The following is a 25134-nucleotide window of genomic DNA, read 5'->3' as shown; positions in this document are numbered from 1 at the left end:
GGAGAGAGGGCAGACTTATGAAAGTCAGGAGAGGACTACGAAAAAGAGTTATTGCGGGATGTCTGGTAATGGAGATGATATTTGGGGGAATATTTGCCATACCGGTACAGGCAGAGGAAGAGACAGTTGCAACGAATATGCAGTCTATTATAGCGGTTGCAGGAAACAGTGAAATGAAGACCTACGGGGAGCAGGTAGAAAGCGGGACAGTTCCGACCGTTACGGATGAGGATACACCGGAAGGAACCGGAACCAGCTATTATGTAGATGCAGAAAACGGAGACAATACAAATTCTGGTACATCTAAAGAAGCGGCATGGAAGGATTTTGAACCGGTCAATGCCAAAGAATTTGAAGCGGGTGACCGCATTCTTTTAAAAGCGGGATGTGAATGGTCAGAGACGACTCTGCACCCATTAGGCTCGGGTACAGCAGATGAGCCGATTATATTAAGCAGCTACGGTGAGGGAAATATGCCGAAGCTTTCCGGAAATGCGCAGGTTGAGGATGTTGTTTATCTCTATAACCAGCAATACTGGGATATATCCAATCTTGATATTTCCAATACAGCGCCGGCACTTTCCGGTCTGGCAAGCATTGCAGTAAATAATACAAACGGTTCTGCACTGTCTGATGTAAGAGGTTTGCACGTTGCCGGACAGGATGGAGGACAGCTAAATGGCTTTGAGATTCATAACCTTTATATTCATGATGTGACAGGTGAGGATTGCTGGATCAGCGGAACAGATGACGGCGCAACACCGGGTATCACAAAGGGAACCGGCTGGGATAAATCAAAGAAAACCGGGGCTATCATCTTTGAGACACTTCAGCCAAACGTGGCAGATGCACAGCCAACAACGTTTCACGATGTCACGATAGAAAAAAATGTTCTTATCGATAATTCCTTTGGAGGTATTATTTTCAAGCAGTGGAAGGGTGACAAGGCAGATTCTTCGGAACCGGGCTATAATGTACAATGGGCAAACGGAGACGATTCGCTGAAAAAACCGGCATATGCAAGTGAAAATTGGAATCCGCATACCAATGTTGTCGTTCAGGATAATTTTTTGAGCCATGCAGGTTCTGAGTATGCATGTGATACAATTTATCTGACCAGTGTTCAGGGTGCTGTCATTCAGCGAAATGTTTCAAAAGAGGCGGGAACAAGTGCCATAGAGCTTTACTATGCAGATGATGTAGCCATTCAGTATAATGAAATATATGGTGTGCGGGCGAAAGCAGGTGGTGCAGATTCCAATGCGATTGATCCGGATAAAAAGGCAACAAACGTAATCATTCAGTATAATTATACACATGAAACAGGCGATGGAATTTTATTATGTGGCTTTATATACGGAACATCAGTTGTTCGCTATAACGTAGTGCAGGATGCTTCAAAACGTTATCTCAATCCGCATGGCGACAGAGGCTATAATTATATTTATAACAATATTTTTTACAATACCGTTGAAGCTTCAACCGTTAATTTTGTAAATTCATCAGGAGGTTCAAGCTATCATTCGAACACATCAAATATGCATTATTTTTCAAACAATATTTTTTATAATGCAGCAAGTAAAACTACCAGTGCAGTGCTGGCAGAGGGAACAGGTCTTAGCTACAGCAATAACTGCTATTATGGAAAAGGAACCAGCAGTGTATCAAGTGATGGGAATGCATTGACGGTCAATCCGCAATTTGCAAATAGTTCAGTTGACAGCATTGAAAATCTAGGTAACTTTTCACTGGCAGAAACATCACCGTTAATCAACCAAGGAATTGACATGGATGCAAAACTTGCAGAGGCTGGATTTGTATTTTCGAGTGCCATTCTTGGAACGACGGACTTATTCGGCAACAGCATTTATAATGATGATCCGGATATCGGTATTTCAGAGTTTCAGGGACAAGAGGGCTATGGTACGATTCATGGTTATGTCTATGACGAGTATGGCTATAAGATTTCCGGTGCGACGGTTACATTAAATGAAACAACGACGACGCAAACCGATGAAAATGGATATTATGCATTTGCCTCGGTTGTAGAGGGTAGTTATAATATTACTTCGGCTATGGACAAGTATGCGGATGGTAAGGTAGAGACAGTGCAGGTTTCCGGCACAAAAGTAGTAAATCAAAATCTTACACTCGGAGAGAGCCAAGCTACTACCGGAACAATAACCGGTATTGTAAAAAATGCAAATGGTGTAATAGCAGGAGCGACCGTCAGATTAGGTGAAATCATGACGACACAGACTGATGGCAGCGGAAGTTTTACTTTCGGTGAGGTTCCGGTCAATCTTGGGGCTGGATATACTCTTACGGTAGAAAAAACAGGTTATATTACCGTGAGCAAGGAAAATGTACTGGTTCGTCCAGCAACCGCAACAACGCTCGAACTGGTTATGTCAAAGGATATCAGCGCTACAAGCTATTTGATAAATGAGGATTTCGACCAATATACCATAGGAGATTTTACGGGAAATGATGTGCTTCATGTGTATAATACTGCCTCTGCCAATACAATTGCGGTGGTGGAAGACAGCGAGGCAGCCGGAAATAAATATATGCAACTGACAAAAACAGCAAGCGGAAGCATGAATTTATATAATTCTCAGGCTTTGAATCTTAGCGGAACCGTTACAATTGAAGCAAGGTTAAAAAGAATAAGCAGCGGCGGCAGCGCCAACCAAATCGGTATGTACTCTTATAATACGGCTGATTGGAAAAATACAGATCCTGCAACCAATGCCAACCCAATTGCAACATTTGCACATTCAAAAGGAAATATTATAACACATAATGTAAAAGGTGCTTCCAGCACTGTTAATGCAAAGGCATATACAATTGGAAAGTGGGATATTGTACGAAATGTTGTGAATGTAGATACAGGTACCTTTGATTTTTACGTGAACGATATGACAACACCGGTGCTGAGTAATCAGCCATTGCGAACACAGGATAAGAAGCTAGATTATTTTAATTTCTTTTCGAATGGCACAAATACAGGAGATCTTTGCATAGATTATTTCCGGGTATGCGTAGGTGCGCCATATGACTATAATGATGCAACCCTTTTTGATCTGTCTGCAAATGATGTTGTGATAGACAGTACGGGAGATACAACCTATGCAGCAACTGTAGATTCAGAGACGGCATCCATCTTTTTAACACCTACGATTGGTTTTGGAAGCTGCAAGATTAACGGCACTACATACGATGGAAGCAATCCGGTTGAAGTGGAGCTGAATACGGGAATCAACACAATTTTGATTGTTGTGACGGCTGAGGATGGAACGACAACAAAGGAATATACGTTGGAAGTGGAAAAAGAAGATGCGAGTACATTGGCTTATTTAAAGACACTTTCTATAGAAGGTATTGCATTTTCGCCTGAATTTAAACGGGATATAGAGGAATACAGCGCGACCGTGGCTGCGACAGTGAATTCCATTTCCGTAAATTATGAAAAAGCTTCCACGGGATGCAGCATAGAGGCAAAATTAAATAACAAAGCATGTGATTTGTCAAACCTGACTTTGCAGGAAGGAGACAATGTAATTTCAATTATAGTTGGTTCACAGGATGGTACGAATTTTATGACATATGTCATTACTGTGACAAAAAAAGCGGCAGAGGAACCGGAAATTAAGACCTTTACCGTTAACTTTGAAACAAACGGAGGAAATAGCGTTGCATCCCAGAAGATCGAATCCGGAAATGTGATAGCAGAGCCTGCCGTTCCGGTAAAAGCCGGATATACTTTTGCAGGCTGGTATAAGGACAGCGCGTTCTCAAGCACATGGAACTTTGCAAGTGATAAGGTAACCGCGGATATAACCTTATATGCGAAGTGGTCGAAAAATGCAGAAAAACCGATTGTTGAGACTCCGGCAGTTAAGGTATCAAGTATCACAATAAGCGGAAACGCCTCCGTTATCGGTATCGGTACAAAAAATAACTTAACCGCAACGGCAGCACCTAACAACGCTGAGAATAAGGCTGTTACATGGTCAACCTCAGACAGTAAAATAGCAACCGTAGACCAGAGTGGTGTTGTGACCGGAAAGAAAAACGGAACAGTGACAATCACAGCTACAGCAGCCGACGGAAGCGGAATAAAGTCCTCTTGCCAGATAACCATAGGTTATAAAATTACTTATAAGTTAAACGGGGGAACGAACAACGAAAAGAATTTGTCCGGCTTTGTAGGCAATAAAGCAGTGAAGCTACAGACACCGACTCGGACGGGCTATACCTTCAAGGGCTGGTACACAGACAAGAAATTCAAGACCAAAATAACACAGATTAAGAAGGGAAGCAAAAAAGCAATCACTGTCTATGCAAAGTGGGAAAAGATAACGGTTGATAAGGCAAGCATCAGCAGCCTTAAAAATTCAGGTAAGAGCACGATGAAGCTTACAATAAAGGCAGTGAGCAAGGCAAAAGGATATGAGGTTGTTTATGCGACAGACAGCAAGTTTAAGAAGAATGTAACCACAACCCTTATAAAAGGAAAGAGTACAACGATTAAAAAGCTGACAAAGGGCTCGACCTATTATGTAAAAGTAAGGGCATATAAGGTGGATGCTTCCGGTAACAAAATATACGGCAAGTATAGCGCCGTAAGCAAAGTAAAAATAAGTAAATAGAATTTCTGAGACAATTTTTTGTCAAATATTGTAAAAGGTTATTTGATATAGTTGTTGAAAAAAAGGAGATAATATAGTATAATTACATTAAATTAATTCCTGAGGTGTTCGACACCCTGCTATTTTGAACCTACATTTGAATTAAAGGGATTCCTATATCGCTGTTATGATGTCAAGCCTCCTTTGAGTGGACGGCAGAAGAGCAGGTGCGGATACCCACCTAGCTTGGCTAGGCGTCAAAATCGCAGGAAACGGCATTTTGGGACTTTGCAAAAGAATGATTAAATACAAAAGACTTTAAAGCACGAAAGAATTTTAAAGTACAAAGGTATATAAAATACAAAAGATGTTATACTAATGATGAAAAAAAGCAACTCTAGTTCACTAGATGTTGCTTTTTTAATATCATAGAAAATTCATTCGGATTTCTTATTATAATAGAAAAAATATGAAATAATTTGTAAAATATATTTGATTTATGTAAAATAGTTTGCTATACTCTTCAATGGTAAAAAATATAACTTACAAGGAGTGATTAACTTGATAGAAAAATTATTCAAGCTGAAGGAGAATAATACTAATGTAAAGACAGAAGTATTAGCCGGTATTACCACCTTCATGACAATGGCATATATACTTGCGGTAAACCCAAGTACTATGACCGCATTTAACGATATTTTAGGACTGGCACCAGGGGATCAGATGAATCCGAGCGGTGTATTTATTGCAACTGCATTAGCAGCCTGTGTTGGTTCCATACTGATGGCGTTAATAGCAAACTATCCGATTGGACTGGCACCGGGTATGGGATTAAATGCATATTTTTGCTATACCGTTGTAGTTTCAATGGGATATTCATGGCAGACGGCGTTGGCAGCTGTATTTGTAGAGGGTATTATATTTATTGTGTTATCTCTGACAAAAGTTCGAGAGGCACTGTTTGATGCGATTCCTCAGACATTAAAATATGCAGTGAGCTGCGGTATCGGTTTGTTTATATCTTTTATCGGCTTTCAAAATGCCAAAATTGTAGAGCATAATGAAGCTACGCTGCTTGAATTTCATAAATTTTCAAAGGAAACCTTTAACACAACAGGAGTTGGCGTTATATTGGCATTGATTGGAATTATCCTGACAGCCGTATTTTTGATTAAGAAAGTAAAGGGCGGTATCTTGTTAGGTATTGTCAGCACTTGGGTATTAGGTATCATCTGCCAGTTGACTGGAATCTATAAGGTGGATGTGGCAGCAGGTGTGTATAGCTTACTTCCTGATTTTACACAGGGCTTTCAGATCACTTCCATTAAAGATGTTGCATTTAAATTAGATTTTTCCGATATGCTTTCGATTAATTTCGCCATTGTAGTGTGCTCCTTTTTATTTGTAGAGTTATTTGATACACTTGGAACCTTGATTGGTGTTGCGACAAAGGCAAACATGCTTGACAAGGATGGCAAGCTTCCTAGAGTCAAAGGAGCTATGCTTGCAGATGCGATTGCGACAACGCTTGGAGCTCTGTTTGGAACTTCAACTACAACAGCATATGTAGAAAGTGCAACAGGTGTTTCGGAGGGCGGAAGAACCGGTTTGACAGCTCTTACAACGGGTCTGTTATTCGGACTTTCCATTTTCCTGTCTCCACTCTTTTTAGCGATTCCATCTTTTGCAACTGCTCCGGCACTTATTATTGTAGGATTTTACATGATGGGCTCCATTAAAAAGATTGACTTTGATGATATGGCAGAGGCAATTCCGGCATTTATCTGTATTCTTGCGATGCCGTTTTTATACAGTATCTCAGAAGGTATTTTCTTCGGTGTAATCTCTTATGTGTTAATCAATGTGCTTTCAGGTAAGGCGAAAGAGAAGAAGATAAGCTTGATTATGTATATTTTGGCGATATTGTTTGTATTGAAATATATATTCTTATAAAAAAGTTTGTGGTATATACTAAGGCATCAGCAGAATATCAATTCTGCTGGTGTTTTTTTACATCATAAGAAATTCGACAAAAAAATACAAATTTGTAAAAATTGGATAATCATGATAGAATGGTATAAAAAATGTTATATTATTTTTATTAGCCTAATATATTGAGATATATGTGAAGAATAATAAAAAGCTACGAAACAGTATGGGGGATAATATGGCTGATAAATATCGTTTTAAAATTAAAATAGCGCTAATTGCAGTTGGGATACTGATTTTAGGAGTTATTATTATAAAAAATATCACAAATATAGAAGGGCCGTTGGAGACTGCAAAGTGCATTTCTATTGAAGATGTATCAGATATGCTGATTTTTACCGGAAAAGATGCGGATACATGGACTTCGCTGCTAGGGAAAACAGGTAAGGACTACTTGACAAACAGTGATGTGCAGAAAATTCTGGATACGCTTCAGGTGGAGGAAAAGGCGAAGGAAGAGTACGTTGAAGCCAGCCCTAAGGAATTTGTGACAAAAGATAATTGGCTTGCACTCTATGATAAAATTTTGGAAAGCCTTGATACGGAAAAAAAGGTTTCTTACGGAGACGTATTTATTTTGGCAGACAGCAGCAACATAGATACATTGAGCGATAATGAGATATATACGGACAAGGGTATTTATACATGGAAAAACAGCCGTTTGCTTACTGACTATTTATATCGCGGCTGCAACGTTATTTTATATGAGAATGAGATTATCTATGTAGTAAAAAACCTAGAGACTGAATATGAACTGCATAATGTTTATTTTGTGCTGGGAGATGAGGAAGGCTTCCGAATTTTCAATGACGGAAAATATTTTCAATATACAAACCGACCGTTGGAGGAAAAGATATCCTCCGCAATCGGAGACATTGTATTTAGTCAGGGAGAAATTAAGCAAATTAAAATAAAAGGGGACAAGATAAGTGGCAAGCTGCTGGCAGTTAAGGCAGATAGTCTTGAAATTGAAGACTATGGCGAAGTACCGCTGGAGGAAGGATTTAAGGTATATAAGGAGTATGGGCAGCTTGAGGAATTGAGCATAAATGACCTTTTAGTTGGTTATAATGTTACCGAATTTATTGTTGCCGACGGAAAAATCAGTGCCGGTCTGATTATGAAGGACTTGGTTGTAGATAACATAAGGGTTTTGATTAAAAACAATAATTATGAAAATATTTTCCACGAAAATGCAGTTGTGACAGGGGACTCTGATTATACGATTTATTATGGTGACAAGGAGGAGAAGCATACTGCAAATGAAGAGGTCAGCATAGATGCAGACAGTGAGCTGTGGGAAACAGGACGTATTAAGATTGTGCCGGATATCCTGTCAGGAAAAATAACGCTTTTGTCGGTGGAGCGTGCAACGGGAAATCCTTCTTACCGCGGTTCGATTGAGATTGTGAAGGATGACAGCGGACTTATTATTATCAATGAGGTGTCGATGGAGGAATATCTCTATATGGTAGTGCCGAGTGAGATGCCGGAGAGCTATGGAATAGAGGCGCTTAAGGCGCAGGCTGTCTGTGCCAGAAGCTATGCCTATATTCATATTTTGGATAATGCTTATTCCCAGTATGGGGCACAGGTGGATGACAGCGTGAGCTATCAGGTTTATTCCAATCAAGGAGAATCAGCACTTTGTACGCAGGCAGTGAAGGAGACCTATGGGCAGGTGCTTGAGAAAGATGAAAATGTCATTGAAACCTACTATTTTTCCACCTCAAGCGGTCATACGACGGACAGTGAGGTGTGGGTAAACCAAAATGAGGAAGACAGAAGCTATTTACAGCCGAAATTTATCGGTGAGGAGGACAGCGACTTAGATTTGACCGATGAGACGGTGTTCTATGATTTTATCACAAAGGACATTTACGATGCATTTGAGGGTGATGAACCTTGGTATCGTTGGACCACGACAATTCCTGTATCCACGCTGTCAAACACGTTAAATTCCAGAGTGGCAGCCAGATACGAAGTGAATCCGGAGTTGATTCTCGTGAAAAATAAAGACGGAGAATATGAGAGCAAGGCAATTTCCAATATCGGAATCATTAAGAATATTACAGTAATACACCGGAATGCAGGTGGAGTTTTAGATACTGTTGTAATAGAAGGCACAAAAGAAACAATTAAGGTAAAAACAGAATATAATATCCGCTATCTGCTGGCGCCGATATCGACACAGGTGACAAAGTCAGACGGCAGCGTGATTGACAGTTTTTCCCTGCTTCCGAGTGCTTACTGTATCTTTGAAAAGGTTTATGATAACAAGAAGCTGACCGATTTTAAGATAACCGGAGGCGGCTACGGCCATGGCGTCGGAATGAGTCAGAACGGTGCAAAGATTATGGCAGCAAAGGGTTACAGCTATGATGAAATACTGAAATATTTCTACAGCGGTGTTGACTTTGAGAGTATCTATTAATACATGAGTGGAGGAGCGACATGAGATTCATATTACTAGTTAGGGATTTTTTAAGAAAATTAAAGGAAGATCATATCAATGCGTATGCTGCCCAGACGGCGTATTTCCTGATTTTATCCTTTATCCCGTTTATCATGCTGCTTTTGACTTTGATACGGTATACACCTGTCACAAAGGCAGATTTACTTACCACGGCGGTGGATATTCTTCCTTCCTCGATTGATCCGATGGTAATTTCGATTGTGGATGAGGTTTATAATAAATCAGGTGCTATTATTTCCATTTCGGCTATTGCCGCAGTGTGGTCTGCGGGAAAAGGTGTTATGGCAATTATTCAGGCATTAAATACAATTAACGACGTGGAAGAGCGGCAGGGATATGTTATAGTGAGGCTTAGAGCGGCATTTTATATGATAATTTTTGTGGTGGCGGTTGTGCTTTCCCTCATCATTGTCGTATTCGGAAATAAGATTTTACTTATTATTGAACGGCAATATCCGCTTGTCAGTACGCTTACCGGACTGCTGGGGCAGGTAAAGAACTTTGCGGTGCTGGGCGTTTTAACTCTTTTGTTCTGGATTATGTTTAAGTTTATTCCGTGGAAGAAGGCGAAGAGAACGAAGCAGCTTCCGGGTGCGGTCATTGCATCGGTTGCATGGACTCTTTTTTCCTATGGATTTTCCATTTACATTGATGTGTCTGCCGGTTTCTCCAATATGTACGGAAGCCTTACGACCATCATACTTGTCATGCTGTGGCTTTATGGATGTATGTATATTATGCTTGTGGGGGCGGAAATCAATGCCTATTTCCAAGACATTTTCCAGGAGAGGCGGAGTATTTTCCGAAATTAAACTTGACACAAATTTGGAATGTGTTAAAATAGAATACAGATTAAAGGAAAAAACTATGATGGTGTGTGTATTCGCACAAGTAGATGATTATTTTCTTTCAGAGAGAGGGAGTCACCGGCTGTAAGCTTCCTTAAGTTCAGATAATGATTGAATTTCCCACCGGAGTTGTATTCTTGAAATAATAGTAGAGAATAACGTTCGTGCGCGTTAAGCACAACTGAGTGCCTGCAAGAAGTTGTTGCAGGAATTAGGGTGGTACCACGGAATTTTAAACTTCGTCCCTTTTGGGGCGGAGTTTTTTTGATTCAAAGGAAAGTGCACGCTCGGGCGCGAAGTGTGAGTGAACTCACAATTTCTTATTCCACAACAAGAAAGGAGATTTATAATGAAGGATAAACTTCAAAGTATCAAGGAAGAAGCATTCAAACAGATTCAAGGTTCAGAGGCATTAGACAAATTAAATGAGGTAAGAGTTGCGTTTTTGGGTAAGAAGGGTGAACTTACGGCAGTGTTAAAGTCCATGAAGGACGTACCGGTGGAAGAAAAACCGATGGTAGGTCAGATGGTGAACGATACAAGACAGGCAATTGAGGAATTTTTGGAGGAGACGAAGAAAAAACTTGAGAAGGCTGTGCTGCAAGCAAAACTTGAGAACGAGGAAATTGATGTAACATTGCCGGCAAAGAAGAATTACATCGGTCATCGCCATCCGAATACGATTGCGCTTGAAGAGGTGCAGAGAATTTTCATCGGCATGGGCTATGAGGTTGTAGAAGGACCGGAAATCGAAGAGGATTACTATAACTTCGAGGCGTTAAATATTCCGGAAAACCACCCTGCAAAGGATGAGCAGGACACATTCTACATCAACAGCAATATGGTACTTCGAACAGCAACTTCACCGGTACAGGTTCGAGTGATGGAAAAGGGTGAGCTTCCTATCCGTATGATTGCACCGGGAAGAGTATTCCGTTCTGACGAGGTGGATGCGACTCATTCTCCAACCTTCCACCAGATAGAAGGTCTTGTTATCGATAAAAATATTACATTTGCTGACTTAAAGGGAACCTTGGCAGAATTTGCAAAGGAATTGTTTGGACCGGATACAAAGGTAAAATTCCGTCCTCATTATTTCCCGTTTACAGAGCCAAGTGCGGAGCTTGATGTATCCTGCTATAAATGCGGTGGAAAAGGCTGTCGTTTCTGCAAGGGTGAGGGCTGGATAGAGATATTGGGCTGCGGTATGGTGCATCCGAACGTGCTTAGAATGAGCGGTATTGATCCGGAAAAATATACAGGATTTGCGTTTGGTGTGGGACTAGAGCGTATTGCACTGCTTAAATATGAAATTGACGACATGAGATTATTGTACGAAAACGATTACCGTTTCTTAAAGCAATTCTAGTAAAGGAGGAAGAACAATGATTACAGCATTATCTTGGATTAAAGAATATGTACCGGATTTGGATGTGACCTTGCAGGAATACACAGATGCAATGACGTTGTCCGGTTCTAAAATAGAAGGCTATGAGGCATTAGACAAAAATCTTGAAAACATTGTGGTTGGACAGATTAAGACGATTGAAAGACATCCGGATGCAGACAAACTGATTATCTGTCAGGTAGATGTGGGAAAGACAGAGCCGGTGCAGATTGTAACCGGTGCGTCCAATGTAAAGGAAGGCGATAAAATTCCTGTTGTTTTGGACGGAGGAAGAGTGGCAGGCGGACATGACGGCGGCGCTTTGCCGGAAAACGGGATTAAAATTAAAAAGGGCAAGCTTCGCGGCGTGGAGTCAAACGGAATGCTTTGTTCGATAGAGGAGCTTGGAAGTTCCAAGGAATATTATTCAAACGCACCGGAGGAAGGGATATATATTTTCGGTGACGATGCGGTAGTCGGAAGTGATGCGGTAGAAGTACTTGGACTGCATGATGCTGTTTTTGAATATGAAATCACCTCAAACCGTGTTGATTGCTTCAGCGTAATCGGTGTAGCAAGGGAAGCAGCGGCTACCTTCGGGAAAAAGTTTATCCTTCCTGTTGTTACCGTTGAGGAAAATACGGAAGATGTAAATGACTATATCAAGGTATCTGTCGAGAATACAGACCTTTGCAAGCGCTATTGTGCCAGAGTGGTAAAAAATATTAAAGTTGGTCCATCACCGGAATGGATGCAGAGAAGACTTGCAGCGCACGGCATCAGACCGATTAACAACCTCGTGGACATCACAAACTATGTGATGGAGGAGTACGGACAGCCGATGCATGCTTATGACTTAGATACGATTGAGGGCAAAGAAATTGTTGTGAAATGTGCTGAGGCAGGAGAGAAGTTTGTTACGCTGGACGGACAGGAAAGACCGGTTGACGAGACAGTGCTTATGATTTGTGACGGCAAAAAGCCAGTCGGGATTGCCGGAATCATGGGAGGCGAAAACTCCATGATTACCGATCATGTTAGCACATTACTCTTTGAGGCAGCATGCTTTGACGGAACGAACATCAGACGTTCCAGCAAGAAGGTTGGACTTAGAACCGATGCCTCTACTAAATTTGAAAAAGGTTTGGACCCAAATACTGCAAAAACAGCAATTGACAGAGCGTGCCAGCTTATTGTTGAGCTTGGAGCAGGTGAGGTAGTAGGCGGAACCGTTGATGTTTACGGTAAAAGGAGAGAAGGAAACCGCGTTTCCTTCGATGCAAAGTGGATTAATCAGCTTTTGGGTACAGACATTGAAGAAGCTGCCATGATTACCTATTTTAAAAATGTTGATTTAGGCTATGATGAGAGCACAAAGGAGGTTATGGTACCGTCATGGAGACAGGACGTAACTACTATGGCTGATTTGGCGGAGGAAGTGGCAAGATTTTACGGCTATGACAACATTCCGACCACCCTTCCGACAGGAGAGGCAACAACCGGAAAAGTATCCTTTAAACTGAGAATCGAGGAAGTAGCTAGAAATATTGCTGAATTCTGTGGCTTTAGTCAGATGATGACCTATGCGTTTGAAGGTCCGAAGGTATTTGAAAAGCTTTTACTGCCAGAGGATTCCAAGATGAGAGAAGCTGTTGTCATCACCAATCCGCTCGGAGAGGACTTTAGTATGATGAGAACATCTTCTGTAAACGGAATGATGACCGCACTGTCCACGAATTTTAACAGAAGAAACAAGGATGTGCGCTTATATGAGATGAGCAATATTTATATTCCAAAGCAGCTCCCGGTGACTGAGCTTCCGGAGGAGAGAATGCAGTTTACGCTTGGTATGTACGGAGAGGGCGACTTCTTTACCATGAAGGGCGTTGTGGAAGAGTTTTTAGAAAAAGTAGGTTTAAACCAAAAAGTAAAATATGACCCGTCAAACAAGAAATCTTTCCTGCATCCGGGAAGACAGGCGGACATGATATATGCAGGTAAGGTAATCGGCTATTTGGGTGAGGTTCACCCTGAGGTAAGCGATGCTTACAGCATTAAGGACAGAGTTTATCTTGCGGTAATTGATATGCCTTATATCGTGGAATTGGCAACCTTCGACAGAAAATACGAGGGTATTGCAAAATATCCTTCTATGACGAGAGATATCAGTATGGTTATGAAAAAGGATATTTTAGTCGGTCAGATTGAGGATATTCTTGATAAAAAGGGCGGAGCTATCTTGGAGAGCTATCAGTTGTTTGATATTTATGAGGGCTCTCAGATTAAGGACGGATATAAATCAGTTGCTTATTCCATCACCTTCCGGGCGAAGGATAAGACACTGGAGGATACAGAGGTAAATGCGTCCATGGATAAAATATTAAAAGAGCTTGGAAGCTTGGGAATTGAGTTAAGACAGTAAAAAAGTATAATGGCCGTCAATCTGCAACAGGATTGGCGGCTATTTCCAAAAGTGTAACAGTTCAGCCATGCCATTCATAATGTGCCAGACATACAACTATATCAGATATCTTACTACATGAGTGGCACATTATTCATGTAGGGCGTCCGCCCTATAGAAATGATTCTACAAAATGTCCTTAGAGTGCAAGCACTCGCGGTCATTTTGTAGAATCGTTTCTGCATGGCCGAACTATTTCCAAAATTCTACAAATTTCAAAAAAATAGTTGTTATTATTAAAAAAATAGGATAGTATAGTTAGTGATAATATTTGTTAGGTAGTATTTATATACTATATTTGTTAAATTTGTAACATGTAGGAGACAGAGATGAAACTTTCGGATTTTAATTTTGATTTACCCGAGGAGCTGATTGCGCAAGATCCGTTGGAAGACAGATCAAGCTCAAGACTCCTTATTTTAGATAAAGAAACTGGAAATATCGAGCATCATATTTTTAAGGAAATTGTGAATGAATTAAACGAGGGAGACTGTATCGTCATAAATGATACGAAGGTAATCCCTGCAAGACTGATTGGAAGCCGTGTCGGAACACAGGCAAAGATTGAAGTTTTGCTATTGAAGCGAAAAGCGGACAATATATGGGAGACATTGGTTAAGCCTGGTAAAAAGGCGAAGGTCGGAACGAGAATCAGCTTCGGAGATGGCTTGCTCATCGGTGAGGTGGTTGATATCGTGGAGGAAGGCAACAGACTGATACGATTTGAGTATGAGGGAATCTTTGAGGAAATATTAGACAGACTTGGAGAGATGCCCCTGCCGCCTTATATCACCCATGAATTGAAGGATAAAAACCGCTACCAGACGGTGTATGCAAAGAATGAAGGTTCTGCGGCGGCGCCGACTGCGGGATTGCATTTTACAGAGGAACTGCTGAAGGCGATTGAGGACAAAGGCGTTGAGATTGCAAGGGTAACACTTCATGTGGGACTTGGAACTTTTCGTCCGGTAAAGGTAGATAATATATTAGAGCATCATATGCATTCCGAATTCTTTTTGATTGAAGAAAAGGAAGCAAATAAGATAAATGAGGCTAAAAAACGAGGCAGCCGTGTAATCTCTGTCGGGACAACGAGTTGCAGAACACTTGAATCCGCAGTGGATGAAAACGGATTGGTAAAAGCATCTTCCGGCTGGACAGAGATCTTTATCTATCCGGGATATGAATTCAAAGTGATTGATGGTTTAATTACCAATTTTCATTTACCCGAATCCACATTGCTGATGCTTGTTTCAGCGCTGGCGGGAAAAGAACATATTTTAAATGCCTATGAGACTGCTGTAAGGGAGCGTTATCGCTTTTTTAGCTTTGGGGATGCAATGTTTATCAGATAAGTAAATGGGGGAAAGTAATGGAAGAAAAAAGAAGGTGCAAAAGAAGTGTTTTAAATGCCAAAATTCAGTTAAGACACTGTAACGTTGAAGATAATCAAAAGATTGATGTGGAAGTACACGATATGTCACGGGAAGGTTTGGGATTTTATTCCGAGTCCGGTTTGATAATTGGTGACTATTATGATACGGAAATTGAAATTTGGACCAAAGAAGTGATACAGGTTGTAATTAAGATAGTCAGAAAGACACTCTTATCAAATGAAGACAAGGTATCCTACGGCGGTGAATTTGTCGGGTTGTCCGAAAATGAGAAATTTCGTATTGATGTATATCAGTGCGTAGAAGATAATGCAAAATAGAGTAAAATAAAATGAAGCTGTAAACAGCTTCACTTGTCATGAATTAAAGGTACCAAGATTATGAGATAATCTTGGTACCTTTAGGTTTTTTATTTATTTTTTCAGACTGGCAAGATCCGCATAAAAGCTCGGATAGGAGATAGTAACGCAGTCGCTGTTTTGAATGGTTGTCGTTCCGTCTGCCATCAATCCGGCGATGGCAAAGGACATTGCAATGCGGTGGTCCAGTTTGCTGTCAAGAACAGCGCCATGGAGCGGACGTCCCCCGTTGATTATCATGCCATCATCAGTTGCCGTGATATCTGCATTCATGGCAGAAAGGTGGTTGACACACACATCAAGGCGATTTGATTCCTTCACCTTTAGTTCGGCGGCATCCTTGATTACCGTTTTTCCCTTTGCAAAGCAGGCAAGCACGGAAATAGCAGGGATTTCATCAATTAAGGTAGGAATGATGCTGCCTCCGATTTCGATGCCCGTCAGTTCACTTGATTTGACAAGGATATCGGCAGTCTGCTCACCATTTGCATCGTTTTTGTTCAATAGGGTAATGTTTCCCCCCATTTCCTGACATACACGGAGGATTCCGTCTCTTGTCGGGTTGATTCCCACGTTTTTAATCAGGATTTCAGAATTTGGAACAATAAGTCCTGCTACAATAAAATAAGCAGCAGAGGAGATGTCGCCCGGAACGGTTACCTGCTGTCCGGTCAGGACAGGATTTGGTGATACGGTTGCTGTTGTACCAACCGTGATGACATCGCCTCCGAAATATTTTAACATAATTTCGGTATGATTTCTTGATACATAAGGCTCTGTCACACTTGTTTTTCCCTCTGCAAACAGTCCCGCAAGCAAAATGGCTGATTTCACCTGAGCGGAAGCTACCTTGGAGTGGTAGTGGATTGCCGAAAGAGGAGAGCCGTTTATGTGAAGAGGAGCACAATTGTTGTTATGGATGCTTGTGATGGAAGCGCCCATCTGGGAGAGCGGCTCCATGATTCTGCCCATAGGACGTTTTTGAATGGAGGCATCGCCGGTGAGCTCAGTCTTAAACGGCTGTGCAGCCAAAATACCGGACATGATTCTTGCGGTTGTTCCGCTGTTTCCGACATCCAGTATGCCATTTGGTTTGGTGAGCCCATGAAGCCCTTTTCCTTTTATGATTACAGTATCTTTTTTATTTTCAATGTCAATTCCCATTTTGCCGAAGCAGTCAATGGTGGAAAGGCAATCTGCACCTTGCAGGAAGCCTTTGACCTGCGTTGTCCCTTTTGCTAAGGCACCGAGCATAATGGTGCGATGGGAAATTGATTTGTCTCCCGGAACGGTGATCTCACCGGTTAATTTCGAAGCTTTTGTTAAATTCATCTCAAAAGTATCCTTTCTGTTACCGCTCGTAAACGGTGTAGCGATATTTTTTTAGCAGAGCGACAGCACGCTTGGAAGAATCCTCGTCATAAAACTCAATTCTTAAAGCGCCTTCCACAAATTCGCGATTATGGATAATACCGATATTTTTAATACTGATATGATTGTTTGCAAGTATCGTCGCAATTGTGGCAATTCCGCCAGCTTCATCTATTATATCACAATATAGCTCATATAGCTTCTTAATTGGTCCAAGAGAAGAGTCTGTGATAGAATTGCGGTATTCTCTGGCATTGTCAAACATATCGTAGAGCTCCTGTTCAAGAGAGGAATCCACCAAAGCTTTTACCTGACTTAATTCTTTGATATAGTCATTTAAAAGAGCGGAGATATTTTCTCTGTTTGTGAGGCAGATTTGCTGCCACATGATAGGAGATGAGGAAGCAATACGGGTGATATCCTTAAAACCTCCTGCCGCAATATTTTTCATAATCTGTTCCTCGGAATCACGTTTTTCCACGAGATTGACTAGGCTTGAAGCAATGATATGAGGCAGATGGCTGATTGCCGCAGTCACATAGTCATGCTCCTTATAATTAAGAATGATAGGGAGGGAACCGAGGTTTTTCACAAAATTCGTGAAAAAGTCAACCTTCTTGCTATCTACCTTTGAGGAGGGGGTTAGCACATAATAGGCATTTTCAATCAGGTGGGCGACAGAGTTTTCGTAGCCTGTTTTCTCTGAGCCTGCCATCGGGTGACCGCCGATAAAGCTTTCCTCCAGATTAAATTGTATGATTTTTTCATGGATATCGGTTTTTACGCTGCCCACATCGGTTAAAATGCAGGTGCTTTTTAGCTGTCCCTTCAAGGAAGCTAAATAAGTGACATTATAGGACACCGGCGTACACAAAAAAATGATATCGCAGTCGGAAAAGTTTTCCTCTACGGAAGAAACGGCATTATCAACAATGCCGTCCTCCTGTGCTGTCTGCAACGCATGAACATTAATATCATAGGCTGTAATTTTGCTGTTTGGATACTTGGCTTTTATAGCTTTGGCAATGGAGCCTCCTATAAGGCCAAGGCCAATAAAGCCAACCTGTGAATCATTCATTAAAATTTCCTCCCTACCAGTGTCGCGTACGGACGAATCTCATCTGACAATTGCTGAAACTGTTCAAAGGTAAGAGACTGAGGACCGTCAGAAAGTGCTTTTGCAGGGTCGTTATGTACTTCGATCATAAGTCCGTCTGCGCCGACTGCGACTGCACATTTTGCAAGAGGCTTCACATAAGCGCGCACGCCGGTTGCATGGCTTGGGTCTACAATAATCGGAAGATGAGATTTTTCTTTCATAACCGGAACAGCACTGATGTCCAATGTATTTCTTGTAGCGGTTTCAAATGTACGGATACCTCTTTCACACAATACAACGTTTGGATTTCCTTCTGCGATAATGTATTCCGCAGCATTGAGCCATTCCTCAATCGTAGCGGCAAGACCGCGCTTTAATAAAACAGGAAGTCCTGATTTGCCTGCTTCTTTTAACAGGTGGAAGTTTTGCATATTTCTTGCGCCGATTTGTATCATATCAACATACTTCACAGCGGCATTGATAGCGTCAAGGCTTGTAACCTCACATATGGTGGCAAGACCGGTTTCTTCTCTCGCCTTTTGCATGTAGCGAAGGCCTTCCTCCTCAAGTCCCTGGAAAGAGTAAGGGGAAGTTCTTGGCTTGTAAGCACCGCCTCTTACAATGGTAGCGCCTGCCGCCTTCACGGCATGAGCGATAGATAAAAGCTGTGCCTCCGTCTCAACCGCGCAAGGACCAGCCATAATGGTCAAGGTGCCGCCGCCGATTTGTGTATTGCCTACTTTGACGATGGAAGGTTCCGGATGAAACTTCTTGTTTGATAATTTATAGCTTTCCGTTACCGGAACAATTTTATCTACATCGGGTGCGATTTCAAGGTTATCTGTCTCAAGCTTGCTTTTATCGCCGACAACACCGATAATTGTAACCTCCTTACCGGTGGAGAGATGTGTTTCCAGCCCCTTTCCCTCGACAATTCGGATTACATTTTCAATAGAGCTTTGCTGTGCATTTGGTTTCATTACAATAATCATGTCTAATTCCTCATTCATTTCATATATTTTATATAGTGTAAACCAGTTGAAGAGGAATGTCAATACTGTATTACTTTAAAGTGTAACGCTTTAAAGTGAAATTTTCAAACTAATTAGAATTTATTGCTGAATTTGCATAATAAACTTGTAAAAAACGAAAAAAAATAGTAAAATATGTACAAACGTAATAATGTCACTTTTAACCTACCGCACAATTTTAATTGTGTCAAGCATTAACTAATTGAATAGGAGGAATTTATATGAACGTTTACAAGACCGAACAGATTCGTAATGTAGTTCTTTTAGGGCACGGTGGCTGTGGCAAGACGTCATTAGTCGAAGCCATGGCTCATTTAGCAGGTCTTACCAAGCGCATTGGCAACGTAAGTGAAGGAAATACACTCAGTGATTTTGACAAAGAAGAGACAAAAAGAGAAATTTCCATCAACACTTCCATTGTGCCGATACCGTGGGATGATTGTAAGATCAATGTTTTGGATACTCCTGGTTATTTTGATTTTGTAGGTGAAGTAGAAGAGGCTGCTCAGGCGGCTGATGCGGCTATTATTGTAGTTTCGGGTAAATCCGGAGTGGCGGTCGGAACGGAGAAGGCATGGGAAATCTGTGAGAAATATAATCTTCCCAGAATGTTCTTTGTTGCCAACATGGATGATGACAATGCGAGCTTTCGGCAGGTAGTGGATGATTTGACGAATTTGTATGGAAAAAGATTGCACCGTTTTTTATGCCGATTCGAGAAAATGAAAAACTGGTGGGATATGTAAACATTGTAAAGCAGGGCGGCAGAAAATTTAATGGATTGTCTGACAAAATCGATTGTGAGATCCCTGACTATTTAACAGAGTATTTTGAGGGGTACAGAGAGAAATTATTGGAGGCAGTGGCGGAGACAAGCGAAGAATATATGGAACGTTATTTTAACGGGGATGAGTTCAGTGACGAAGAGGTTCGTCAGGCACTTGGGGAAAACGTAATGGACGGAACCGTAATTCCTGTTGCAATGGGATCCAACTCTGAGATTCGCGGAGTTTATAATTTGTTGAATGATATTGTCAAGTATTTTCCAAGTCCGGATAAGGTGAAAAAAGCCGGAAAGAATACGAAGACAAATAATATATTTGAGGCAAACTATGATAACAAAAAGCCGTTTTCCGCACTTATATTCAAGACGATTGCAGATCCGTTTATCGGAAAATATTCGCTTGTAAAGGTTTGCTCAGGGGTATTAAAGAGCGACGCGGTTATTTACAACAGCGAAAGGGACGTGGAGGAGAAACTCTCCAAGCTGTATATCCTTCAGGGAAAGACGCCGATTGAGGTGAACGAGCTGTATGCGGGAGATATCGGAGCAATCGCGAAATTAACCGATGCAAAGACCGGAGATACCCTGTCCACAAAGGCAGAGCCGATTGTATATGAAAAACTACAGCTTCCGATTCCATATACTTATATGCGGTATAAAGCGAAAACAAAAGGGGATGAGGATAAGGTTGCTCAGGCACTTGCCAAAATTATGGATGAGGATCAGACGGTAAAGGTAGTCAGTGACGTAGAAAATCGCCAGGCGCTTTTGTATGGTATGGGTGAACAGCATTTAGAGATTATTGTAAGTAAGCTCCTTGGCAAATATAAAGTGGAAATTGAACTGACGAAACCAAAGGTTGCATTCCGCGAGACCATTAAAAAGAAAGCGGAGGTACAGGGCAAATATAAAAAGCAGTCAGGCGGACACGGACAGTACGGCGATGTTAAAATGACTTTTGAGCCGTCCAACAATATGGAGAAGCCTTACGAGTTTGAGGAGAAGGTATTTGGCGGAGCGGTTCCAAGGAACTTTTTCCCGGCAGTGGAGAAAGGGGTTCAGGAGAGCGTTTTGAAAGGGCCTTTAGCTGCTTATCCGGTTGTCGGCGTAAAGGCAACATTGATAGACGGTTCCTATCATCCGGTCGATTCTTCTGAAATGGCATTTAAGACGGCAACGATGATGGCATTTAAAAAGGGATTTATGGAGGCTTCCCCGGTATTGCTTGAGCCGATTGTTTCCTTGAAGGTAACTGTTCCAGACAGATACACAGGCGATATTATGGGAGACTTGAACAAACGGCGCGGCAGAGTACTTGGTATGACACCGATAGAGGGTGAAAAACAGCTTATCGAGGCGGATGTTCCGATGACAGAGCTGTTTGGATATTCAACAGAGCTTCGCTCCATGACAGGCGGAAGGGGAGATTACTCCTATGAATTCAGCCGGTATGAGCAGGCACCGACCGATATTGCGGAGAAGGAAATTGCAGCAAGAGCTAGTAAGGTTACGAAGATAGAAGAATAAAGGAAAGTGCCTCGGCGTGGAATGCGTCGAGGCACTTTATATATCTTGTTTACTTATCCAAAGACAAGGTGTAAAATGGATAGCATAAGAACTAAATTTTGGAGGAAAAAGAATGACAGACAGAATAAATGAATTGCGAAGCAGAATGGAAGAAAAGAAAATTGATATATATCTGGTTCCGACAGCGGATTTTCATCAATCGGAATACACTGGAGAATATTTTAAATGCAGAAGCTTTTTGGCTGGTTTTACCGGTTCGGCAGGAACATTGGTCGTGACAATGGATGAAGCAGGGCTGTGGACAGACGGCAGATATTTTATACAGGCAGAGCAGGAACTAAAAGGCTCCTCCGTTACCTTATACCGGATGGGAGAAGAGAATGTACCGACTGTCAGCGAGTTTATTCAGACTCGTCTCAGTGAAGGGAAGGTTCTGGGCTTTGACGGACGTGTGATATCAGGTGAAAGAGGAGAAGAGCTGGAGGCACTGACAAGCAGCAAGGGAGCATCCTTGGCATTTGAGGATGATTTGGTTGACGAAATTTGGAATGACAGACCAGAGCTTTCCCACGAAAATGCTTTTTTAATAGAAGAAAAACACAGCGGAATGTCCACAGCGGATAAAATCAAAAAGGTAAGAGAAAAGTTAGAGAAAACGAATACCAGTACGCATATTCTAACAAGCTTAGATGATATCGCTTGGCTCTTTAATATAAGAGGAAATGATGTGGAGTGCAATCCGGTTGTTCTTTCCTATGCGGTTATCACGAAGAAAGAGGCAATTCTTTTCTTAAATGAAACAATATTAAGTAATGAAATAAGAGAAGAGCTTGCCAAGAACAATATTATTGTAATGCCATATAACAGCATTTATGAGTTTGTGAAGATGATTGGAAAGGATGAGAGGATTCTCCTTGACAAGGCGAAGACTAACTACTCCATTGTAAAGCTTATTGAGGCGGAGATTGTCAATGAGGCAAACCCGACAACTCTTTTAAAGGCGATTAAAAACCCGGTTGAGATTGCAAACACGAAAATGGCGCACATCAAGGACGGGGCAGCCGTTACCAAGTTTATGTACTGGGTGAAAAATAATGTTAAAAATCAGGAAATCACCGAGATAAGTGCAAGTGATTACTTACATGAAAGAAGAAGGGAACTGGAAAACTTTATCGAGCTAAGCTTTGATACGATATGTGCTTATAAGGAAAATGCAGCAATGATGCATTACTCTGCAACCAAGGACCACAATGCCAAATTAAAACCGGAAGGATTGCTGCTTGTGGATTCCGGCGGACAGTACTTTGAGGGAACAACGGATATCACAAGAACACTGGCGCTAGGTGAAGTGGCTGAGGAGCAGAAAAAGCATTTTACGGCTGTGGTGGCAGGAATGCTGAGTCTGATGAACGCAAAATTTTTGTACGGAAGCAGAGGCGTTAATCTGGATGTATTGGCGAGAGCCCCGATTTGGGAGCTTGATATTGACTATAAATGCGGCACCGGACATGGTGTAGGGCATATTTTAAATGTCCATGAGGGACCAAACGGTTTCAGACCGAAGCTTTTGAAAAATAATGAGATGAACTGCGTCTTGGAGGAAGGTATGATTACAACGGATGAACCTGGTATTTATATAGAAGGAAGCCATGGAATCCGTATTGAAAATGAATTGCTCTGCCAAAAAGGAACAAAGAATGAGCATGGACAGTTTATGTATTTTGAAAACATTACCTTTGCTCCGATTGATTTGGATGCAATTGAGCCGTCCCTTTTGTCCGTGAAGGAAAAAAGAATGTTAAATGATTATCATAAGGAAGTGTTTGAGAAGCTGGCTCCATTTATGACAACAGAGGAAGCAGAGTGGCTGAAAGAATATACAAGAGAAATATAAAAAAATAGAGTGTGATGCCTATTATTAATAGAAGAAACACAAAAAAGTCAGTAAAATATTTTTCTATATTAATTTATATATTAATATAGAAGAAACACAAAAAATAATAAAAATATTATAAAAACATTATAAAAAAATAATAAAAATATAATGATTGTAAAGGAAAATTTACATGAAAGCAAAAAGTTTGTCAAAAAACAAACAATAAAGCAGAGAGGAGGAGAAGGATGAAAATCGGACTGGCGCAGACGGATATCATATGGGAAAATAAAGAGGCAAACTATAACAAAGCGGAACTGTTTATAAAGGAAGCCGCTGCAAGTGGTATTGAGTACTTGCTGTTTCCTGAAATGAGCTTTACAGGCTTTTCCATGAATACGGATAAAATAGGAGAAATGTCTGCAAAGAAAACAACGATAGAACAATTCTCCTCTTTCAGCAGAAAATATAAGCTGTATCTTGGCATCGGCTATGTGGAAAAACGAGAGAACAATTCATTAAACCGTTTTGCTGTCATTGATCCGTCAGGCAAAGTGATTGCGGATTATGCAAAGATACATCCGTTCTCCTATGGCGAGGAAAGTCTCTATTATGTTGGTGGTGAAGAAATTCAATATGCTACAATAGAAAATATGATGACTGCCCCCTTTATCTGTTACGATTTGAGATTTCCTGAAATTTTTCAGCAGGCATCCAAGACGGCGCAGCTCATAACCGTTGCGGCGAACTGGCCAAAGGAAAGGCGCGCTCACTGGCTTGCTCTCTTAAAAGCAAGGGCAATTGAAAACCAGTGTTATATAGCAGGTGTAAACCGCGTCGGTCAGGGAAATGGTGTTGAATACAGCGGTGATTCTTTGATTATCAGTCCTTATGGCGAGGTTCTGGCAGAGCTTGGCAATGAGGAAGGAATCATCAGCGCTGAAATAGATCAGGCAGTGGCAGAAGAGTACCGCCGCCATTTTAAGTTAAAAAAAGACCGGAGGGAAGAACTATACGGTAGGTTCTTCCAATCTCCAGTTTAAAATTTTTTTTGATATTTTAATTTGCTGATAAATATCGGCATATTCCTTTGAAGAAATTTCAGAACAATAGTTGGTTTGGTAATTTTTTTCCAAGCCAGCTTTTTTTAATATGTCGACCGCTTTGTTATAGGCGATGGCTGCGGTAATCTCATCATTATAATAGCCTGCAATAAAATTTCCGTTGATATGTATCTTTGCTTGATACACTGTATTATTTTTTTTGCGTATTTGCTCTACGCCATGATATTTATTTATAATAATAATATTTTCATAACGGTAATCTGTCGGGTCGTTGTTGGAGAACAGATAGTCTTTTCCGACAACACCATAATTCTTAATTCCATATCTGGACAATATGTTCACTTGCATCCCATAATCCGCCACAAACAGATGCCCTTGGCGTTTCATAATCTTATGGCTGGAATAATAAAACAAATCGTCGATATCAAATTTTAATTCTAGATTTATGTTTAAATAGTAAGAAAAATATTTTTTATGCAAATAAATTGGATTTTTGATATAAATGTGATTATCCCTAAAATTTACTAAAATAATCCACTTTTCAAAAGAAAGTGTATTTTTTGTTAAAGAATAGGCAAGAATGGTTAAGGTATTGTCTGACAAAAGGTCCGCTGCCTCGAGATAAGCCTTATGTGCATCTGCTTCCGAATCGTAACTGCCAAGGCTCACGTGCTTGTTTTTATAAGTAATGGATGAACGGAAATATTTTGTACCGTTTTTTTTATATGCGGTGTAAACACCCTGTAATGTACTCATAAGCCCTCCATGGTTTTGATACGAATTATTCTGCAACATATTATAACATATACAAGTAGATTAAACCTATTTTTTACTCAA

14 protein-coding genes, 1 other RNA gene, 1 pseudogene and 1 other annotated feature are annotated in these 25134 nt (G+C 41.0%); of the genes and pseudogenes, 12 read left to right on the top strand and 4 right to left on the bottom strand.

Annotated features, from left to right (window positions below; translation table 11 throughout):
- Positions 1–17: 17 nt before the first annotated feature.
- The 9 genes from CTY48_RS09725 (at position 18) to CTY48_RS09685 (ending at position 15509) form a co-directional block, all read left to right on the top strand.
- Complete coding sequence (locus CTY48_RS09725; protein WP_099468304.1) at positions 18–4655, top strand: InlB B-repeat-containing protein; 4638 nt, start codon at positions 18–20, stop codon at positions 4653–4655.
- A 93-nt stretch (positions 4656–4748) separates the two neighbouring features.
- Positions 4749–4925, top strand: a non-coding RNA gene (gene ssrS / locus CTY48_RS09720) — 6S RNA.
- A gap of 270 nt (positions 4926–5195) precedes the next feature.
- Positions 5196–6587 carry an NCS2 family permease gene (locus CTY48_RS09715; RefSeq protein ID WP_099468303.1) on the top strand — a complete coding sequence of 464 codons (1392 nt, stop codon included), beginning with the start codon at positions 5196–5198 and terminating at the stop codon, positions 6585–6587.
- 214 nt (positions 6588–6801) lie between these two features.
- Positions 6802–9057, top strand: coding sequence for a SpoIID/LytB domain-containing protein (locus tag CTY48_RS09710; protein WP_180272693.1), 2256 nt, complete (start codon positions 6802–6804; stop codon positions 9055–9057).
- 20 nt (positions 9058–9077) lie between these two features.
- A complete protein-coding gene (locus CTY48_RS09705) occupies positions 9078–9911 on the top strand; it encodes a YihY/virulence factor BrkB family protein (protein ID WP_099468301.1) in 834 nt (277 codons plus the stop codon).
- A 46-nt stretch (positions 9912–9957) separates the two neighbouring features.
- Positions 9958–10197 (top strand) — a binding site (T-box leader).
- A gap of 99 nt (positions 10198–10296) precedes the next feature.
- Positions 10297–11316: a phenylalanine--tRNA ligase subunit alpha gene (gene pheS, locus CTY48_RS09700; RefSeq protein WP_099468300.1), complete on the top strand. Its 1020-nt coding sequence runs from the start codon at positions 10297–10299 to the stop codon at positions 11314–11316.
- A 16-nt stretch (positions 11317–11332) separates the two neighbouring features.
- Complete coding sequence (gene pheT / locus CTY48_RS09695) at positions 11333–13756, top strand: phenylalanine--tRNA ligase subunit beta (protein WP_099468299.1); 2424 nt, start codon at positions 11333–11335, stop codon at positions 13754–13756.
- A 368-nt stretch (positions 13757–14124) separates the two neighbouring features.
- A complete protein-coding gene (gene queA, locus CTY48_RS09690) occupies positions 14125–15150 on the top strand; it encodes a tRNA preQ1(34) S-adenosylmethionine ribosyltransferase-isomerase QueA (RefSeq protein WP_099468298.1) in 1026 nt (341 codons plus the stop codon).
- 17 nt (positions 15151–15167) lie between these two features.
- On the top strand, positions 15168–15509 hold the full coding sequence (locus CTY48_RS09685) for a PilZ domain-containing protein (RefSeq protein WP_099468297.1): 342 nt from the start codon (positions 15168–15170) through the stop codon (positions 15507–15509).
- A 93-nt stretch (positions 15510–15602) separates the two neighbouring features.
- Here CTY48_RS09685 and aroA read toward each other — a convergent pair whose 3' ends face one another.
- From aroA to aroF, 3 genes are read right to left on the bottom strand one after another with little or no spacing between them, the layout of a single operon-like run.
- The gene (gene aroA, locus CTY48_RS09680; protein ID WP_099468296.1) at positions 15603–16880 is read right to left on the bottom strand and encodes a 3-phosphoshikimate 1-carboxyvinyltransferase; all 1278 of its coding nucleotides are present in this window, start codon (positions 16878–16880) and stop codon (positions 15603–15605) included.
- Between the two features lie 19 nt (positions 16881–16899).
- The gene (locus tag CTY48_RS09675; protein ID WP_099468295.1) at positions 16900–17997 is read right to left on the bottom strand and encodes a prephenate dehydrogenase; all 1098 of its coding nucleotides are present in this window, start codon (positions 17995–17997) and stop codon (positions 16900–16902) included.
- The gene (aroF, locus tag CTY48_RS09670) at positions 17997–19010 is read right to left on the bottom strand and encodes a 3-deoxy-7-phosphoheptulonate synthase (RefSeq protein WP_099468294.1); all 1014 of its coding nucleotides are present in this window, start codon (positions 19008–19010) and stop codon (positions 17997–17999) included. Before aroF ends, CTY48_RS09675 begins: the two co-directional genes overlap by 1 nt.
- A 260-nt stretch (positions 19011–19270) precedes the next feature.
- Between aroF and CTY48_RS09665 the strand changes: the two are divergent.
- From CTY48_RS09665 to CTY48_RS09655, 3 genes and pseudogenes are all read left to right on the top strand, one after another.
- Positions 19271–21360 (top strand): annotated as a pseudogene (locus tag CTY48_RS09665) (elongation factor G).
- Between the two features lie 112 nt (positions 21361–21472).
- Complete coding sequence (locus CTY48_RS09660; protein ID WP_099468293.1) at positions 21473–23254, top strand: aminopeptidase P family protein; 1782 nt, start codon at positions 21473–21475, stop codon at positions 23252–23254.
- Between the two features lie 227 nt (positions 23255–23481).
- Entirely contained in the window at positions 23482–24276 is a 795-nt protein-coding gene (locus CTY48_RS09655) for a carbon-nitrogen family hydrolase (protein ID WP_099468292.1), read from the top strand.
- Here the strand turns inward: CTY48_RS09655 and CTY48_RS09650 are convergent.
- Positions 24244–25053, bottom strand: a complete 810-nt coding sequence (locus tag CTY48_RS09650) for a hypothetical protein (protein ID WP_099468291.1) — start codon at positions 25051–25053, stop codon at positions 24244–24246. The genes CTY48_RS09655 and CTY48_RS09650 overlap by 33 nt on opposite strands.
- Positions 25054–25134: the final 81 nt, after the last annotated feature.

This window comes from Konateibacter massiliensis, from assembly GCF_900184995.1.
Taxonomy (GTDB): domain Bacteria; phylum Bacillota; class Clostridia; order Lachnospirales; family Lachnospiraceae; genus Lachnotalea; species Lachnotalea massiliensis.
This window is presented reverse-complemented; position numbering and strand designations above follow the sequence as displayed.

Excerpts from the sequence above, each read along its gene's own strand:
- CTY48_RS09725 (WP_099468304.1), top strand. The coding sequence starts at position 18 with ATGAAAGTCAGGAGAGGACTACGAAAAAGAGTTATTGCGGGATGTCTG.
- CTY48_RS09710 (WP_180272693.1), top strand. The coding sequence starts at position 6,802 with ATGGCTGATAAATATCGTTTTAAAATTAAAATAGCGCTAATTGCAGTT.
- CTY48_RS09705 (WP_099468301.1), top strand. The coding sequence starts at position 9,078 with ATGAGATTCATATTACTAGTTAGGGATTTTTTAAGAAAATTAAAGGAA.
- pheS (WP_099468300.1), top strand. The coding sequence starts at position 10,297 with ATGAAGGATAAACTTCAAAGTATCAAGGAAGAAGCATTCAAACAGATT.
- pheT (WP_099468299.1), top strand. The coding sequence starts at position 11,333 with ATGATTACAGCATTATCTTGGATTAAAGAATATGTACCGGATTTGGAT.
- queA (WP_099468298.1), top strand. The coding sequence starts at position 14,125 with ATGAAACTTTCGGATTTTAATTTTGATTTACCCGAGGAGCTGATTGCG.
- CTY48_RS09685 (WP_099468297.1), top strand. The coding sequence starts at position 15,168 with ATGGAAGAAAAAAGAAGGTGCAAAAGAAGTGTTTTAAATGCCAAAATT.
- aroA (WP_099468296.1), bottom strand. The coding sequence starts at position 16,880 with ATGAATTTAACAAAAGCTTCGAAATTAACCGGTGAGATCACCGTTCCG.
- CTY48_RS09675 (WP_099468295.1), bottom strand. The coding sequence starts at position 17,997 with ATGAATGATTCACAGGTTGGCTTTATTGGCCTTGGCCTTATAGGAGGC.
- aroF (WP_099468294.1), bottom strand. The coding sequence starts at position 19,010 with ATGATTATTGTAATGAAACCAAATGCACAGCAAAGCTCTATTGAAAAT.
- CTY48_RS09660 (WP_099468293.1), top strand. The coding sequence starts at position 21,473 with ATGACAGACAGAATAAATGAATTGCGAAGCAGAATGGAAGAAAAGAAA.
- CTY48_RS09655 (WP_099468292.1), top strand. The coding sequence starts at position 23,482 with ATGAAAATCGGACTGGCGCAGACGGATATCATATGGGAAAATAAAGAG.
- CTY48_RS09650 (WP_099468291.1), bottom strand. The coding sequence starts at position 25,053 with ATGAGTACATTACAGGGTGTTTACACCGCATATAAAAAAAACGGTACA.